This window comes from Geminocystis sp. NIES-3709, from assembly GCF_001548115.1.
In the GTDB taxonomy this organism is placed as follows: Bacteria; Cyanobacteriota; Cyanobacteriia; order Cyanobacteriales; family Cyanobacteriaceae; genus Geminocystis.
Window position 1 is genome coordinate 3,230,699 of record NZ_AP014821.1, and the last position, 17,534, is coordinate 3,248,232.

The window sequence follows — 17,534 nt, forward strand, 5'->3', positions numbered from 1 at the left end:
TAAACACCTTGATTTATAACTATTTAACCTAATACCTAACACCTAATACCTAACACCTCTTCCTCACCAAAAAACTTTTTCAGCAGACTCTAATTATTCACCATCTGTCTTTCTTTTAAATAGCTAAAAAATTCTTTTCCTTCTCGTAAACGTCTCACTAACATTTGTGGATCCGTTAACATTTCTGATACGATCGGTATGATAGCTTGAGGACGAAAATAAAAACGCCTGTACATTTGTTCTACTGCATCCTCAATTTGAGTAGAAGAAAGATTAGGGTAAGCTAAGGTTGAAGTTTGAATGCCAGAAGAAGAAATCAAATTTTGCTCACTAAACCAGTTATTCTCTAAGGCTTGGCGGTATAATTCTGTACCCGGATAGGGAGCAGCGATCGATACTTGTATTGTATGAGGACTTACTTCACAGGCAAAACGGATAGTTTCCTCAATGGTTTCTTGACTTTCATTAGGTAAGCCAATAATAAACGTACCATGAACCTTAATGCCCAACTTACGGCAATTATCCATAAATTTACGAGCAACTTCTAGCTTAATACCTTTTTTAATACCATCTAAAATCTCTTGATTCCCTGATTCAAAACCCACCAATAATAATCTTAAACCGTTATCTCTCAATTGTTTAAGTGTATCATAATCGAGATTGGCACGAGCATTACAACTCCATGTTAATTTTAAGCGTTTTAAATGTTCACTAATAGCGATCGCCCGTGGTTTATCGATCGTAAAAGTATCATCATCAAACATATATTCTTGCACAGAATTGCCAAAAAGACTCTTTGCCATTTCCATTTCCTTCCCAACTGCTTCAGGACTTTTTGCTCTATAGTTGTGTCCGCCAATAGTTTGAGGCCATAAACAGAAACTACATTTTGCCGGGCAACCTCTACCTGTATAAAAAGAGATGTAAGGATGTAAAAGATAACCGATAAAATATTTTTTGATGTCTAAATCCCTAGCGTAGATGGGTAAAACACTAGGCATTGCATCCCAATCATGAATTAAATCTCTTTCAGGAGTATGAACAATATTACCGTTAATATCTCGATAACTTAAACCTTTAATATCACTAAAATTTTTTCCTTCAGCAACTTCCTTACAAGTATAGTCAAATTCGTTACGGCAAACAAAATCGAGAATAGGATTATCTTGGAGAGTTTTTTCTGGTAAAACCGCCACATGAGCGCCAATGAAACCAATCACAGTATCAGGATTTTGAGCTTTAATCGCCTCAGCACATTTTACATCATTAGCTAAAGAAGGGGTGCTAGTGTGCATAATCACCAACTCATAATCCTTAGCGATTTTTAAGACATCATCGACACTTTGACTGTGGGGTGGTGCATCAATTAACTTACTGCCTTCTACTAATGCCGCAGGTTGTGCTAACCATGTAGGATACCAAAAAGAGGTAATTTCCCGTTTTGCTTGATACCTAGCCCCTGCGCCACCGTCAAAACCATCAAAAGAAGGAGGATTGAGAAAAAGAGTTTTTTTCATTATTTCAAACTAAATATACGATAGGATAAACAACGTTTCAGCTTGGACGATTTCCATAGCAACAGACACAAAGATTGTTCATAACTGATTTTTTGAAAGTTTCAAGATAAAAATAGTAATGATAATTTATGATTATTCTACTATTGCTTAACATAGGTTAACAATTATAAAATCCTACTCACCACACCATCAGCTAAAAAAGTTATCAAATAATTTGCCATCTTTTGAGTAGTTAGGGTATAAATTTTTTATCAAGCTAAACAAAATATCAAGTAATAAATGAAAAATTAATAGTAATTGATGAAAAAAGTATTAAAATTGATTTTTAACATTTTATATATTAAATCTTTCTTGTCTCGATGCAACATCTAAACTTTGAAATAATGAGAAAAGTGTAAATTTATGTAAAGTTAGTTAAGATAACTAATAGAATAGTAAAATATATAAAGATAAAATTTTCACCATGCACTCATCTGAACCAACAGAAAAAGAACTTTTAAAACAAGTATTAGCTCCTTTATTGGAAGACTTTAATTATTGGTTTTCTCGCTGCGTGTCTTTATTAGAATCCGAGACAATGCCTTTTTTATCTTCTGATGAACAAGGAAATCTCCTCCAGAAAATTAAACAGGCTCAAGATGAAGTTCAGACTTCTATTCTGCTTTTTAAAGTTACTGAAGGTCAAGTCGGCATTGACACTAAAATATTGATGTCTTGGCATCAGTTGGTAGCCCAATGTTGGCAAATAGCAAGAAAATGGCGTACAACCAATGAACAATTAACAATGGATAATGACCAATAAAATAAGGCAATAGTGAATAATTATCCATCGATAATTAATTTTTTCTTATTTTCGATCGTACTTTTTATATAGCAATCTTAGATGATTCGTAGTAAATTAATTGATAGTGAAAAGTTCTGGAAATATTACCACTACCTTCTTATTCTATAAAATAATTACCACAACTTAAATGAGACGGCTATATTTTTAATATTTTTTTACTTAAAAACTCAGTTTTTGACTATTATTTGGAGGTTTAAATGTTACATTTAGTTTATATTTTAGCTTTTACTGTAATTGCTTTTTTTGCCATTAGCAATCTAATCCGTAGTTTAATTAGTATTAGTGGTGAGTCTCAAAGAGGATCATGGACGGACACTCCCAGACCTGTGCGATCGCAAAATGGCTCACCTCGATCGTATCCCAATAGAATGTATCAAGCGACTCATCCAGAATTGTTTGATGAGCAAGGAAAACCCATTAATGAACCATTATTAGTGATTCGTTCTGTATCTGTAGAAGATGCTCGTCAAAGACTCGATTCCATTTATGAATCCTCTCCTAGTCAAACCAGACCTGCCGAAGATGATGTATAAATAAATGATAACAGTTTGATCAAAAAACAATGGTAATTTCAGCTACAGATATTAATATAGCCCATTATATAGATCATGCCCTGCTAAATCCGATGGCAACAACCAAGGAATTGGAGCAATGTTGTCATCAGGTAATGCAATATAATTTTCCTGCCGTGTGCGTCTATCCTCAAGCAGTGAAAAAAGCTACAGAATTACTTTATAATAGTTCCTCAAAAGTCGCTACAGTAATCGGTTTTCCCACGGGTGCTACTACTTCTCGCACCAAACTTTACGAAGCCCAAGAAGCAGTAGAAAATGGGGCGGTAGAATTAGATATAGTGATCAATCTCAGTTGGTTAAAAGAGGGAAAATCAGAGCAAATTTATCAAGAAATAGCTTCTATCTGTGAAGAAACTGGGCAAGTAATAAAAGCAATTTTAGAAACAAGCCGTTTAACTGATAGAGAAAAAAGAATTGCCGCCGAAATTTGTATGGATGCTGGGGTTAGTTTTTTGAAAACTTCTACAGGATGGTTTGGTGGTGCTACTGTTGAAGATGTTAAGTTATTGAGTGAAATTGCTAAAGGACAAGTACAAATAAAGGCTTCTGGAGGCATTCGTCATTTAGAACAAGCGATCGCTCTTATTAACGCTGGGGCGACTCGGTTAGGTACTTCCCAAGGAGTAGAATTAGTTAAACAACAAAAAGGAGGGGTTGATGAAGATAAATAATTTACTTAAAGAATATTTTGAAAAAGATAAAACTTAAGATGAATTACTGAAATTAATAGTACTAAATATTAAGCTAAATAATGTCAATAAATTTCTAATAAAGAAGGACTAAATACTATCTGAATTTTAAAAGTAATATACTGTTTAAAAAGAGTATAAAAATGGGTCGCCTGAGATTCGAACTCAGGACCAATCAGTTAAAAGCCGAGTGCTCTACCGCTGAGCTAGCGACCCCTTTGTTGCTGTTTAATTTTCGCAACAGTAACTATCATAACGAACTTTTAAAAAAGATGCAAGGGCATAAATAATTTTTCTGACAAGTTAATTTACAGGTAAAGTCATTAAATAAGTTTAGGCTAATTCACGAGAAGTTAATTTTTCTATTTGTACCTGAGTTTGATAAAGTAAATTATCACGACTATCTTTGACTTGATTAATATGGGGTAATAGATTACGGGACTGAAGACTCATGTGTAATTGTAAATGAGCAACATAATCACGAACATCATCTTTAATGGGCTGAGTTAAGCTATTTGAGTTGAGAGTCATGGTATTTTGATTTAATATTGCTGATTTTCACTGATAAACTTTATCATTTTTTTTCATTTTAGTCAATAATACTTTTATATAAGTTAATAAATATCGTTCCTACAAATTAATCAACAAATTAATAAAATTTAAGGTAGTTTCATGATGTTTTATTTATCTTTTCTTTTTGATTTTAAATATTATAAATCATTTTAATTTTTTAAAGTAGTTTAATATAAATATGGGTAAAATTTTGGTTTGGCTTCAAGAATTGTTTAAAGATAGAAATTTTTTAAAATTAATTCATATCACAGAAAATTTTGTGTCTAAAGTTCTTTCTTTAGGATTAATTATTGTTATTTTTGTTTCTTTATATGATCTCATAATAGTTTTAATGACTGATTTGTTTAAACAAGAACCTGTGGGCTTTTTTAATCATACTTTGATAGAACTTTTTGGGTTTTTCTTAAATATTTTAATTGCCTTGGAACTTTTGGAAAATATAACAGTTTATCTTAGGAAACATATTGTACAGTTGGAATTAGTTTTAACTACTGCATTAATTGCTGTAGCTAGAAAAATTATCATTTTTGATCCTAATAAATATCAAAAAATTGATCTTATTTCTTTAGGATTAGCTATTATTTGTTTAGCAATTAGTTATTGTTTAATTCGGTATGCTAATAATAATAATCAGAAAAAGTTTTAATTTCTTCTAATGGCTAACATGGTTATATCATCAAATTGATCTGCTGTACCAATATGTTGTAAAACTTTATTTTCGATCGTATTTACTAACAATTGAGCAGAATTGAAAGGTTGTCGTAAAATTTCTTCTAATCTTTCTTCACGGAAAAACTCTCTAGTAATCGATCGAGCATCTGTCACTCCATCAGTATTACCAAAAAGTATATCTCCGGACTCTAAATAGATTTGTTTGATGTCAAAAATCATATCCGCCATCATACCTACTGCCGCCCCCGTAGAGTGAAGTTTATTTTTTATATTTCCATGAGAATCTATGATGGTTAAAGACTCATGACCACCATTAATATAGGTTAATAACCCAGTTTCTGGATCTAAAATTCCCACAAACATAGTAGCAAACATCCCTAAATCTCCGTGATTATCGGCAACATAATCGTTAGTTAAACTAACAGATTGAAGGGCATTTAAGTGAACTAGATTAGTTGTATTATCTGAGCTTATCCAACCTGTTTTAGACGGTTTATAATTTTCTAATATGTCTGTGGGATTTCCGTCAATGGAATATCGACGGGAGAAAATACGAATTAAACTACGAAAAAGTCCCATAAATAATGCAGCACCGACTCCCTTATCGCAGACATCTGCTAATACTAAAACCACATTGTGATTAGATAATGTAAAAGTATCATAAAAATCTCCAGCAACTTGACGGGCTGGTTTGAAAAAAGAGGCTATTTCCCAATTTGGTAGTTTTAGGGGTTGAGAAGGTAAAAAGTTTAACTGCATTTCTCGCCCTTTATCTAATTCTATATTTAATTTTTTTGTATATTCAACTTCTCTATCTCTGAGATTTTTTTTCTCTAAAGATGCTCCAATTCTTGCTTTTAATAAAGTTTTATTAAATGGTTTTGGAAGGTAATCTTCTGCACCAATTTCGATACAACGAATAACGTTTTCCATTTCATCAAGGGCAGAAATCATAATGACGGGAATATGTTTTTTCTTTTCGTCTTGTTTAATATTTTCTAATACTTGATACCCATCAATTTCTGGCATTAATAGATCTAATAATATTAAATCATAGTTTTTTTGAGCAATCATTTCTAAAGCCTCTCGCCCATCGATAGAGGTGCTAACAGTATAACCTTCTCTTGTCAATTGGGTAAAGAGTAAATCTCGATTATTTTTATTATCATCTACGACTAAAATATGTCCGGTAATTTTTTTATCAATATTCTCTACAGATTTGGGGTATCTTATGGTGACAAAATTGTTTATAGGAATATGGGATAAATTTTTACTATCTTCAGAAATGTTTAAAAAATTTAATTTTTCAATTTCTGAAAGAAAAGTATTAAGGCGAATTGTTGAGCTATAAATTCTTTCTATGTCACTAAGAAAATCCTCATTTTTTTGATTAATTTTTAATTGTTCACACTTTTCTATGATTGGAAAAGTTAAGGGAATCATGACTTCTTTTAATTCGTGTAATTTATTCTTCAACTCTTCTGGGGAATTATCTTCTTTATTTTCAATTAAAAGTTGATTAATTATCGATAATATTTCTTGGCCATTATTGTGGATAATCTCTAATTGCTCGATCATAAAATGGCGCTGTATGACGATCGAATTTTTATCATCTAAATTTTCAAGCTCGGATTCGGAATAATCAACATCATTAAGATCTTCTAACAGCATTTCACTATAGCCTAAAATCGCGTTAACAGGAGTGCGCAAGTCATGTCTTAAGTTTGCTACTAAAGATGATTTTACGAGATGATGTTCATGAATATTTGTTTCAAAATTAGTCATTATTAAATTGTTGATTTCAATATAAAAAATTGTTATATATAAAAAAGAAAAATTAAGAAAGAAAAAACTCTATTTTACTTAATAATCTTGGTAATTCAATTGGTTTTGTATCATAGTCATCACATCCAGCATCGATGGCTTTTTGATGATCTCCAGCCATAGCGTGAGCCGTTAAGGCAATAATGGGAGTAGATTTAGTGTCCTCTTTTTGTTTTAATTGTTGAGTTGCTGTCCAACCGTCAATGATAGGTAAGCTCATATCCATCAATATTAAATCGGGTTTTTCTGAGATAGCTTTTTCAATGCCTTCATTACCATCAACAGCAATAATAATTTCATAGCCTTTTCGTTTTAATCTACGAGATAACATATCACGATTCATTTCATTATCTTCTACTAATAAAATCTTGTACATAAAATAAATTTAAACTCCTTAATAATTATATAATTTTTATTTTTAAACTTTTTTTAAATCTATTATTTTAATGATGTTAAAATCATAATTAAAGATTTTTTATGAGGTCGCTTGTTCAATTAAATGATGAATTTCTTTCAGTAAAGATTGACGATCGTAAGCACCTTTTTTAATAATATCTTCTACATAAGAATTTAATTGTTGTCGTTCTTTTTCACTAATATCTTTAGCGCTAATAATTATAACAGGAATTTTTGCCCAATCAGGATTTTGCCGTAAAAGACTAACAAATTGAAATCCGTCTATTTTGGGCATCATTAAATCTAATAAGATTAATTTAGGAATATTAATTTTAATTTTGTTTAATCCATCTTCTCCGTCTTGAGCTTCCACGACTTGCCAACCTTCTTTTTCTAATAATCGGCGCATCATTTTTCGAGTTGTTTCATCGTCATCTACTATCATGATTGTTTTCTCAGATAATGAGTTGTATTTTCCTAAAATATTTTTCAATTGATTTTGATTTAACGGTTTTGTTAAATAATCCGTAGCCCCTAATGTATAGCCCATACTTCGATCGCTGAGAAAAGTTGCCATTACCACGGGAATAGAAGCTAAATCAGGATCAGCTTTTAGTTGACTTAAAACAGACCAACCATCAATTTTGGGCATAACAACGTCTAAAATAATGACATCTGGTTTAATTTGACGTGCTAATTGTAAGGCTTCAGCAGGATTGGTAGTAGAAGTAATCTGAAAATGTCCATCACTCAAAAAGTGGGTTATTACATCATGAGTACTTATATCATCGTCAATGACGAGAATTTTTTTCATGGGTTGTTCAATATTCGATTCATCGGTAGATAATTCGATCGTAACTTTTTGAATCTCGGATTTAATGTCCGTGACTTCGGCAGGTATATGAGATGTAAATGTAGTTCCTTTTCCTTCTTCACTGTCTAAAAGAATATAACCTCCCATCATCTCCGTAAATTTTTTAGTAATAGTTAAACCTAAACCAGTACCACCATATTTCCTAGTGGTAGAAGCATCCGCTTGAGAAAAAGCATTAAATAATTTGGCTTGTTGGCTCGGATTCATGCCAATACCAGTATCTTTAATTTCAAATAAAATCCAATCTTTGTTATCTTTGACATAACGATCGATCGTCATAGTAATTACTCCATCTTTAGTAAATTTACTAGCATTACTCAACAAATTAAACATATTTTGTCTAATTTTGGTAATATCTGCCGTCATAAATCCCAAATTATCAGAATAATTAACTTCAAAGACATTATTATTTTTTTCCATTAAGGGTTGAATTGTAACAACAATTTCTTGAATAATTTTGCTTATTTCAAAATGTTCTAAGTATAATTCCATCTTTCCGGCTTCAATTTTAGAAATATCTAAAATATCATTAATTAAACCTAATAAATGTTTTCCAGCACCCTGTATTTTTTTTAAATCTTCGACAAATTCTTCTTCTCCCATGTCTTCGGCTTCTTCTTCTAATAACTCGCTATAACCGATAATGGCATTTAAAGGAGTTCTTAATTCGTGACTCATATTGGCTAAAAATGAACTTTTCGCACGATTTGCTTCTTCGGCGATTTCTTTGGCTTCTTCTAATTGATGAGTACGATTTTTTACTCTTGTTTCTAATTCTTGATTTGTTGTCGCTAAAAATGCAAAAGATTCCTGTAATTTTTGTGCCATTTGATTAAACAAAAATCCTAGATGTCCTAATTCATCTTTGCGATTAATTTCTATCTGAAAATCTAAATTTCCTTGAGCAATACGATCGGTTGCAGACATTAATTCTGTAAGCGGTTTTTCAATCTCTTTTTTAATCAAAGAATAGATAATAATAATGATAGCGGTTAAAGATAAAATTCCTACCACTACCATACTTCTAGCAATAACAAATACTTGGAAATTTAACCATGATTAGACCTCTTGCAAAATTAAATACGAGATAGGATTAACCAGAATAATCTATAATTTTGGGCGATGGAGGATACCTTAAGTATAAGATTTAATTATGAAACTTGAGAGAATAAAAAAATTAAAGCCAGAAAAGTTTAAAAGGAGATTTGGAGTAAAAAAAGAAACCTATAATCTTTTAGTAGAAATAGTCAAAAAAGAACAAAACAATCACAAAAGAGGAAGGAAAAGCAAATTAACAGTGTCCGAGCAGATTTTAGTAACCTTGGAATATTTGAGAGAATATCGAACTTATTTTCACATATCAGAGTACTGGAATATCTCAGAATCAACGGTTTGTAGAACAGTTCATAAAATTGAAAAAATCTTGCTCAAATCAGGTTATTTTTCCCTAGGTGGTAAAAAAGAATTGATAAAAAAAGAGAATGAAATTAAGGCAGTATTAATAGATGTTACTGAAATAGCAATCGAAAGACCAAAAAAAAGACAAAAAATTTACTATAGTGGCAAAAAGAAGGAACATACATTTAAAGCACAATTAGTAGTTAATAAAGATACCTTGGAAATAATTTGTTATGTAAATGGACGAGGAAGAGAACATGATTTTAAAATTTTTAAAAACAGTAGATTACCATTAAGTGAAAAAATAAAGTGTTTAGTAGACAAAGGTTATCAAGGTATAGAAAAAATTCATAAATTAAGCGAAATACCAAAAAAGAAAACAAAAAAAAGAAAGTTAACCCAAGAAGAAAAAAGAAAAAATAGAGAGTTAAATCGACAAAGAATCGTAATTGAACATGTAAATAGAAAACTTAAAATATTTAGAATACTATCAGAAAAATATAGAAATAAAAGAAAAAGATTTGGGTTAAGATTCAACTTAATTGCGGGAATTTATAACTATGAAATAGTGAAAAAAGACATAGCTATTATTTAAGAACTATATTAAAGAATCCAGTAAATTAATTTGTGTATTTTATCGCCAATGGGTATTTACTTTCCTAGGTTGAGAATTATATAAGCAAGAATTATGATTAACTGTATAAAGGCACTTATTTTCTTTAATTAAATTAAAGGCGATTGCTAATATTTTGTCTTATCCTATCATCTTTTTATGTTCATTATAATTTTGCAAGAGATCTATTGAGGAACGATCGTCACCCAATACCAATCAGCACCATCTATTTGACTAACAACATAATATTCTTGATTTTTTTCACTATGTAACAGTGCTCCTTCTGTGATGGGTGCTTCCAGATCAATAGATTTCATTAACTCAAAAAAAACTGACCAATCATAGGTTTTATTTCCTGTTTTTTTGATCATGTCATCTATAGTTATATTTCCATCACTTTGTTTAATTTCTTCCATTAAATCTGGATGTACAATAAACCTTCCATTTCGATCGAAAATAACATTTTCTGTACCATTTATTTTTTCTTCTAAAGTGCTTTTTTGTAATTCGCTAATGAGAATATCATGACCAATAGTACCGATATGATTCCCTTTTGTATCATCAATGGGAGTGACACTAGAAACCATCCAATCTTCTAGGGTTGCATCATAATAAATACTTGTCCAAACCGTTTTTCTGGAGGGATTATTTTTTTTAGTGGTAATTTGAAAAGACTCGTCAGTGGTAACTATTTTATCTGATGTAGCTTTTTCTGTCCAAGGATAGTTAGGCATATAAATTACAATGCCATTTTCAGGAATTTGAATATAGGTATTAACAAAATGATTTTCCCATGCTCTGCCAAAGGATTTAACGATGTGAAAAAAATCAATCACTCGCTCTTTCATCTCATCATTGATCAGCACATTTTTTCCTAGAAAAACTCCGGGAGTGTTTTGATCATCAAAAGGCTGAAGATTTCGAATAGTACCATCTTTTCTTCTGACTAAAATTTTATTAAATTTCTCAATATCTTGAACAGAATTCACTCCCAACTCTTGCGTTATAAATGTTTTCATGTTCTGATTATTTTTTTGAGAATCTAAGAAAATTTGACTTTCTTTTTTGACCACTACTTCTGTATAAATTCTAACATTTTTAATGGCGTGATCTTTAACTTTTTTCATTAAATAAATAAATCCTAAACCATTACAAACAATCGTTATTATCCCTACGGAAATAACTGTTTTAATAAGAGTTTTTTTTGTTAAAGATTCATTAAAAATCTTTTTAGTTTTGTTTCGATTATTAATGTATTCTGTATCCATTATTTTTAATTAGAGGTTGTGTTAAATAGTCCGCAAAATAAGCCTTTAATAATTTTTCTTCTATACAAGGACAAGAAATTATCTTAAATAGATTTTGTAATGTTTTATCTTCTTGAAACTCAAATGAGCCTAACGATCGTTGTAAGAAATTCTCAGATTTTAGCAAGGTTAAAAAGGGTGTTAGTTCATTATCTACTTTAGAGCGAATAATTTCTTGTAATTTTTCATACCATTTTTGATAGGATATGATCTCTATATTACTATTATTTTTCTTCATCCAGTGTAATAAGGTACTCCACTTAATAGGATTCGGATTAACCAAATTAAAACTATTATTTAGAGACGATTCTTGTTGAGATAAATACACGATCGTTTTACTAATATAGTCCACAGAGACAAGATTCACGATGGCATCTATATCGGGAAAAAGAGATAATTGTAAGCAACCTTTCAACATTCTGGGAATAAATTCAGCACTAAAAGATGAATTCGGTTTAGTAAAATTTATTATATTACTAGGTCGAAAAATAGTGATAGGAACACCTCTTGATTGAGACATTATTAATAATTTTTCTGCTACATATTTACTTTTCGCATAACCTCCACATAAAAAGTGTCCATCGGGTTTTTGATCTGTTTTAATAAACGTAATTTTTTCTGAAGAAAAGACATCCGTTGTGGAGATATAAAAAATAGGTTTTGTTTTAAAATGACAAGCTAATTTTATAATTTCTTCTGTGCCTTTTACATTGACACGTCGCAAAAAAGAATAAGGATAAACAATATTAACCCATGCTCCACAATGATAAATCAAGTCTATTTTTTGAGCTAATTCTTTAAATTTTTCTATGGATAATCCTAAATTGGGTTCCGCTAAATCACCGATAACAGGAATAATACGATCGTGCCATTTTTCCTCCCAAAGATGATTATTTTTTAGCCTTTTTTCAATTCTTTTTAAAGTATCAATATTTTTTTTCTCTCTTACCAAACAATAAATTTTATAAGAGGTATTTATTAAAAGTTGAGATAATAAATGTATTCCTAATAAACCTGTTGATCCTGTTAAAAATACATTATCTTTATTTTCTTTAAAATTAAATTTATTTTCTGGAAAAATATCTGATTTTAAAATTACATCTTTCCTCATAAATTCTAATTCATCTTTGGATAAATTAACATAACTTTTTGCTTTAATATTTTCAGCTAAACAAGTAATAGTTGAATTTTCTAAAAATTTATTGATCGAAATATGGCAATTAAAATAAGTATTAATTTCATCCATAAGGACGATCGCCTTTAAAGAATCACCACCGAGATCAAAAAAGTCATCATTTACGCCGATATAATGCAAATTTAATGACTTTTGCCACATTTGAGTTAATTTAATTTCTATGGAGTTTGTCGGAGGTGAATAAGATGTTTTTCTTAATGTTTCTTCTTGAGGTATGGGTAAGGCACGTCGATCGATTTTACCATTCAGAGTTTGAGGAAATTCTGAGAGAATAATAAAAGAAAAGGGAATTTCATGAGGTGGTAATTTATGGATTAAATAATCTTGTATAGCAGAAATAATATTGTCTTTTTTGCCCTGATTCCTAAGAGTTAAATAAGCAATTAATCGTTTATCTTCTTCATTAAAGTTATATAAAATAACAACAGCTTTACTAATACTTGGATATTTTTCTAAAGTCGCTTCAATCTCTCCTAATTCGACTCGAAAACCCCTAATTTTTACTAATTGATCATTTCTCCCGACAAATCTTAATTGTCCATCCGGTAAATATACTGCTATATCACCTGTTTTGTACATTTTGGAACTAGAATCATTAGTGAAAGGATTAGGTAAAAATCTCTCGGCAGTCAAATCTTCTCGATTACGGTATCCCCTCGCGATACCAGCACCTGTTAAATATATTTCTCCTAATTCTCCTTCAGGTACAACTTGTAAATTTTCGTCTAATAATAATACTTCCGTTTGACTGATAGGTTTACCAATAGGAGGAATATCGTCATAACCTTTGGGAATTAGAGCAACGGTGGAAAATGTGGTATCCTCGGAAGGGCCATAAAGGTTAAATACTTGTTTAATCTGTTTAAACTTATAAACTTCTTGTACTATTTTATTTGATAATGCTTCTCCAGCAAGATTTACAGTGGTGACTGACGAGGGAATTCCATTAATTTTACAAATAGATGCGATCGCACTAGGTACAGTATCAATGAGAGTAACTTCTTGAGCATGAGAGGATTCTGGGAGGTGTAAAATATTATCAACTAAAATGACTTTACCGCCGACACTCAACGGTACAAAAATCTCAAATATTGATAAATCAAAACAAATAGAAGTAGAAGCTAAAACCCCTTTTAATTGTTCTAAACTGAAAAAATCGATCGCCCAATTAATAAATGCGATCGTGTTACGATGTTCAATTTCTACTCCTTTTGGTTGTCCTGTCGAGCCAGAAGTGTAAATAATATAAGCGAGGCTATTAATATTATCAGTATGGGTTATATTTGTTGTAGAATATCGATTAATATTATCTTGTTCTTGATCTAAATTAACTTTAATAGCGGAATGATTTGGTAAATTTTTAGATAAAGATTCTTGAGTGATTAAAATAGATAATTGAGAATCTTTAATCATGAAATCTAATCTATCTTGAGGATAGTTAGGATCAAGAGGAACGTAGGCAAACCCTGCCTTTAAAATTCCCAAAAGTGAGATAATTAAATTAGCATTTCTTTCCAAGCAAATACCGACCAAAATTTCTTCTTTTTTTTCTATTTCTAAACCTTTCAAATAATGAGCTAACTGATTTGATTTTTGATGTAACTCCTGATAGGTTAATTGTTCATTTTCTGTAAGAATAGCGATGTTATAAGGAATTTTTTGGACTATATTTTCAAAAAAATCTTGAATGCAATTAATGTTGCTCATTTTCTATAAATAGTTAAAATATTGATGTTTTCATTATCTACTCTTTCATAATAAAACTCATCTACTCCATCAAAAGCAAGAAAAATACCTAAACCTCCAATCGGTCGATCGTCGATCGCTACATTAATCATTTCTGATTCTACTTCCAGTTTACTGGTGGGATCAAAAGGAATTCCAGAATCATGAATTGTAATAACGATCGTCTTGTCTGATATTTCTGACTCAAAAAAAATATAACTTTCTCGATCGTCTTCTGAATAGCCATAATTAATAATATTAGTAGCCAATTCATCAATGGCAAGACGCAATTTATATATAGCTTTTTTTTCTAAATTAGCCATATTAGCGACTTTAACGATATATTCGGTAATAATCTTGAGAGAATCTAAGGTAGCAGATACTGTTAATTTTTCGCTCATAATAAATTAGGTTTGTGAAGAAACGATTTTGTCGTGCTTAAAATTTTTTAAATAGAAATAGACTTTGCGGTATGAATCTAAAAGAAATTATTTTTCCTCTTATTTGGAGCAGTATTTTATTTTCACCCATGTTCATTATATTAATATTAGGATTTTTGTTTTTATTTTTTCTGCGTAAAAAAGGTGAGCCAAAAATGACCCACCCGATAGAACCTATTTAATATTTACGCCTGTAACTTAAAATAACAAAAGACTTTGACGAGATTAAAGCATTTCTTCTGAAATCATTACTATGTAATCATTCTAAAAAAAATACCAATTATTAAAAAAATATAAATATATTGTTACACAAAAAAAGGTGAGCCAAAAATGACCCACCCTACAGTTATTTCACTGAGTTTTAGTAATCGAAGTCACCGCCACCGGCAGGAGCGGGAGCTTTATCTTTCTCAGGTTTGTCAACAATAATACATTCAGTGGTTAATACCATTCCAGCGATCGAAGCTGCATTTTGAATAGCAGAACGGGTTACTTTAGCAGGATCAACAATACCTGCGGCGAACATATCCACGTACTCATTGTTAGAAGCATCATAACCAGTGTTGAAGTCTTTTTCTTTAACTCTTTCAGCTACAACAGCACCATTTTGACCAGCGTTTTCGGCAATACGTTTTAAAGGTGCAGTTAAGGCACGAGCTACGATTAAAGCACCAGTTAACTGTTCAGCAGAGAGGTTAGCAGTTGCCCATGCTTCCAATTCAGGAGCTAAGTGTGCTAGGGTTGTACCACCACCTGGAACGATACCTTCTTCTACAGCTGCTTTAGTGGCGTTGATGGCATCTTCTAAGCGTAACTTACGATCTTTCATTTCAGTTTCGGTAGCCGCACCAACTTTAATTACCGCAACGCCACCGCTTAATTTAGCTAAACGCTCTTGTAATTTTTCTTTGTCGTAGGAAGAATCAGATTCTTCGATTTGACGGCGAATTTGATCACAACGGGTTTTAACTTCTTTCTCGTTACCTTCTGCGACGATCGTGGTGCTATCTTTCGTGATACTAATACGACGAGCAGAACCTAATTGATCTACAGTGGTGGTATCAAGTCTTAAACCAGCATCTTCACTGATCATTTGTCCACCAGTTAAAATAGCAATGTCTTCTAACATCTGTTTACGACGATCGCCAAATCCGGGAGCTTTAATAGCTGCAACGTTTAACACGCCACGAAGACGGTTAACAACTAAGGTTGCAAGAGCTTCTTTTTCGATGTCTTCAGCAATGATGATTAAAGGTTTGCCTTGACGAGCAACTTGTTCTAAAACAGGTACTAAATCTTGAACTAAGGTAATTTTTTTGTCAGTAATTAAGATGAAAGGATCTTCAAATACTGCTTCCATACGTTCGGTATCAGTTACGAAGTAAGGAGAAATATAACCCTTATCGAAACGCATCCCTTCGGTGATTTCGAGTTCGGTTTCCATAGATTTACCTTCCTCGAGGGAGATAACGCCTTCTTGCCCTACTTTTTCCATCGCTTTGGCAATCATATCACCCACTTCGGTATCGTTACCTGCGGAGATAGTACCCACTTGAGCAATAGCTTTGCTGTCTTCTACTTTTTTGGAATGACTCGCAATTTTTTCTACTAAATGCTCGGTAGCTTTGTCGATACCACGCTTGAGAGCTATGGGGTTAGCACCAGCAGCCACGTTGCGTAAGCCTTCTTTGACGATCGCATGAGCTAATACAGTAGCGGTGGTAGTTCCGTCACCAGCCACATCGTTGGTTTTAGAAGCCGCTTGACGAATTAAAGCAACTCCAGTATTTTCGATGTGATCTTCTAATTCGATTTCTTTAGCGATGGTTACACCGTCATTAACAATTTGAGGAGCACCAAATTTTTTCTCTAATACTACGTTACGTCCTTTAGGACCAAGAGTAACAGCTACTGCTTCAGCTAATAAGTCAATCCCTTTTTCTAGGGCACGACGGGCTTCTTCGTTGTAAATAATTGATTTTGCCATAATTAGTTCTTTTTATTTTTTGTAAGTTTTTCGATATTTGTGATTTTTCTCTCGCAAAGAGGCAAAGACGCAAAGGGTTTTTCTTTTTTTTGCAACGTCTTTGGATTTTTAAAATAAGTAATTAGGAAACTACAGCGAGAATGTCTTTTTCGGAGAGTAAAACATAATCATCGCCACCGAGTTTGATGTCAGTACCTGCATATTTGGAATAGAGTACTTTATCACCAACTTTAACTTCAACGGGAGTACGCTCTCCTTTATCGTTTACTTTACCTTCCCCTACGGTAACGACTTCTCCGACTTGGGGTTTTTCTTTGGCATTGTCAGGTAAGTAGATACCACCTGCGGTTTTTTCTTCTGCTTCACTGACTTTAACGAATACACGATCGCCTAAAGGCTTAACGGTTGATACATTAATGGTAATTGCAGCCATTGATGGTTTACTCCTTTTATAAATTAATTATAGTTTTTAGTGAGTCGTTTTATTTTTAGCGCTCTCACCTTACGAGTGCTAATTTAACCGAAAATTTATAGTCATAGCAAGTACCTTAACTGTACGGGTTTCCGAACTTATATGATTAGAAGATAGTACACAGGACGAAAAAATGAAGAATTATGGACTATTCAGGGTGATTTAATCAAATGGTTTGATGAGGAGAAAAACCAATAATCTATGATGAACACCTACACGATCGATTAACCAACATAATGACTATTCGCAAGATAAGATAAGCAATTATTTACTAAAAAATAAACTACCATCATGGCTGCGGCACATAATGCTACTAATACACCGGCTAACATTAAGGAAAATTCACGGTGATCGAAAGCCTGTTGCATTAAGTGCAACGACCAAGCTACCAGTGCCACATCGAAAATGAGAATCGGGATTAACATTTCTTAAC

The 17,534-nt window shown here is 31.9% G+C and carries 16 protein-coding genes and 1 tRNA gene; 5 read left to right on the forward strand and 12 right to left on the reverse strand.

The features are described from left to right. Positions 1-89 precede the first annotated feature (89 nt). Positions 90-1,517 (reverse strand): hopanoid biosynthesis associated radical SAM protein HpnJ, encoded by a 1,428-nt coding sequence (hpnJ, locus tag GM3709_RS13795; RefSeq protein ID WP_066120379.1) that lies wholly within the window; start codon positions 1,515-1,517, stop codon positions 90-92. A gap of 463 nt (positions 1,518-1,980) precedes the next feature. Here hpnJ and GM3709_RS13800 point away from each other — a divergent pair, with 463 nt between their 5' ends. The 3 genes from GM3709_RS13800 to deoC all read left to right on the forward strand — a co-directional run bounded on the left by GM3709_RS13800 (position 1,981) and on the right by deoC (position 3,607). Continuing rightward, complete coding sequence (locus tag GM3709_RS13800) at positions 1,981-2,319, forward strand: DUF2605 domain-containing protein (protein WP_066120382.1); 339 nt, start codon at positions 1,981-1,983, stop codon at positions 2,317-2,319. Between the two features lie 239 nt (positions 2,320-2,558). Further along, positions 2,559-2,894, forward strand: a complete 336-nt coding sequence (locus GM3709_RS13805) for a DUF2973 domain-containing protein (protein ID WP_066120385.1) — start codon at positions 2,559-2,561, stop codon at positions 2,892-2,894. A 29-nt stretch (positions 2,895-2,923) separates the two neighbouring features. Beyond that, positions 2,924-3,607, forward strand: coding sequence for a deoxyribose-phosphate aldolase (deoC, locus tag GM3709_RS13810; protein WP_066120387.1), 684 nt, complete (start codon positions 2,924-2,926; stop codon positions 3,605-3,607). 162 nt (positions 3,608-3,769) lie between these two features. Here the strand turns inward: deoC and GM3709_RS13815 are convergent. Further along, positions 3,770-3,841: transfer RNA gene (locus tag GM3709_RS13815), tRNA-Lys, on the reverse strand. A 117-nt stretch (positions 3,842-3,958) separates the two neighbouring features. Then, the gene (locus tag GM3709_RS13820; RefSeq protein ID WP_066120389.1) at positions 3,959-4,156 is read right to left on the reverse strand and encodes a hypothetical protein; all 198 of its coding nucleotides are present in this window, start codon (positions 4,154-4,156) and stop codon (positions 3,959-3,961) included. A 220-nt stretch (positions 4,157-4,376) separates the two neighbouring features. Here GM3709_RS13820 and GM3709_RS13825 point away from each other — a divergent pair, with 220 nt between their 5' ends. Then, on the forward strand, positions 4,377-4,844 hold the full coding sequence (locus GM3709_RS13825; protein WP_082713010.1) for a phosphate-starvation-inducible PsiE family protein: 468 nt from the start codon (positions 4,377-4,379) through the stop codon (positions 4,842-4,844). On the opposite strand, the gene GM3709_RS13830 is transcribed toward GM3709_RS13825, so the two are convergent. The 3 genes from GM3709_RS13830 to GM3709_RS13840 form a co-directional block, all read right to left on the reverse strand. Next, complete coding sequence (locus tag GM3709_RS13830; protein WP_066120392.1) at positions 4,841-6,655, reverse strand: SpoIIE family protein phosphatase; 1,815 nt, start codon at positions 6,653-6,655, stop codon at positions 4,841-4,843. The genes GM3709_RS13825 and GM3709_RS13830 overlap by 4 nt on opposite strands. 52 nt (positions 6,656-6,707) lie before the next feature. After that, complete coding sequence (locus GM3709_RS13835; protein WP_066120395.1) at positions 6,708-7,070, reverse strand: response regulator; 363 nt, start codon at positions 7,068-7,070, stop codon at positions 6,708-6,710. Between the two features lie 99 nt (positions 7,071-7,169). Continuing rightward, the gene (locus tag GM3709_RS13840) at positions 7,170-8,984 is read right to left on the reverse strand and encodes a response regulator (RefSeq protein ID WP_231937570.1); all 1,815 of its coding nucleotides are present in this window, start codon (positions 8,982-8,984) and stop codon (positions 7,170-7,172) included. A gap of 133 nt (positions 8,985-9,117) precedes the next feature. Here GM3709_RS13840 and GM3709_RS13845 point away from each other — a divergent pair, with 133 nt between their 5' ends. Further along, the gene (locus tag GM3709_RS13845) at positions 9,118-9,957 is read left to right on the forward strand and encodes an IS5 family transposase (RefSeq protein WP_082712913.1); all 840 of its coding nucleotides are present in this window, start codon (positions 9,118-9,120) and stop codon (positions 9,955-9,957) included. Positions 9,958-10,160: 203 nt separating this feature from the next. On the opposite strand, the gene GM3709_RS13850 is transcribed toward GM3709_RS13845, so the two are convergent. The 6 genes from GM3709_RS13850 to GM3709_RS13875 form a co-directional block, all read right to left on the reverse strand. Next, positions 10,161-11,243 (reverse strand): cache domain-containing protein, encoded by a 1,083-nt coding sequence (locus tag GM3709_RS13850; RefSeq protein WP_066120398.1) that lies wholly within the window; start codon positions 11,241-11,243, stop codon positions 10,161-10,163. Beyond that, entirely contained in the window at positions 11,224-14,184 is a 2,961-nt protein-coding gene (locus GM3709_RS13855) for an amino acid adenylation domain-containing protein (RefSeq protein WP_066120401.1), read from the reverse strand. The genes GM3709_RS13850 and GM3709_RS13855 overlap by 20 nt, the downstream gene beginning before the upstream one ends. Continuing rightward, complete coding sequence (locus GM3709_RS13860) at positions 14,181-14,603, reverse strand: ATP-binding protein (protein ID WP_066120404.1); 423 nt, start codon at positions 14,601-14,603, stop codon at positions 14,181-14,183. Before GM3709_RS13860 ends, GM3709_RS13855 begins: the two co-directional genes overlap by 4 nt. Positions 14,604-15,003: 400 nt before the next feature. Continuing rightward, positions 15,004-16,629 (reverse strand): chaperonin GroEL, encoded by a 1,626-nt coding sequence (gene groL / locus GM3709_RS13865; protein ID WP_066120407.1) that lies wholly within the window; start codon positions 16,627-16,629, stop codon positions 15,004-15,006. Positions 16,630-16,750: 121 nt separating this feature from the next. Then, positions 16,751-17,062 carry a co-chaperone GroES gene (groES, locus tag GM3709_RS13870; RefSeq protein ID WP_066120410.1) on the reverse strand — a complete coding sequence of 104 codons (312 nt, stop codon included), beginning with the start codon at positions 17,060-17,062 and terminating at the stop codon, positions 16,751-16,753. Between the two features lie 263 nt (positions 17,063-17,325). Then, entirely contained in the window at positions 17,326-17,526 is a 201-nt protein-coding gene (locus tag GM3709_RS13875) for a hypothetical protein (RefSeq protein ID WP_066120412.1), read from the reverse strand. Between the last annotated feature and the right edge of the window lie 8 nt (positions 17,527-17,534).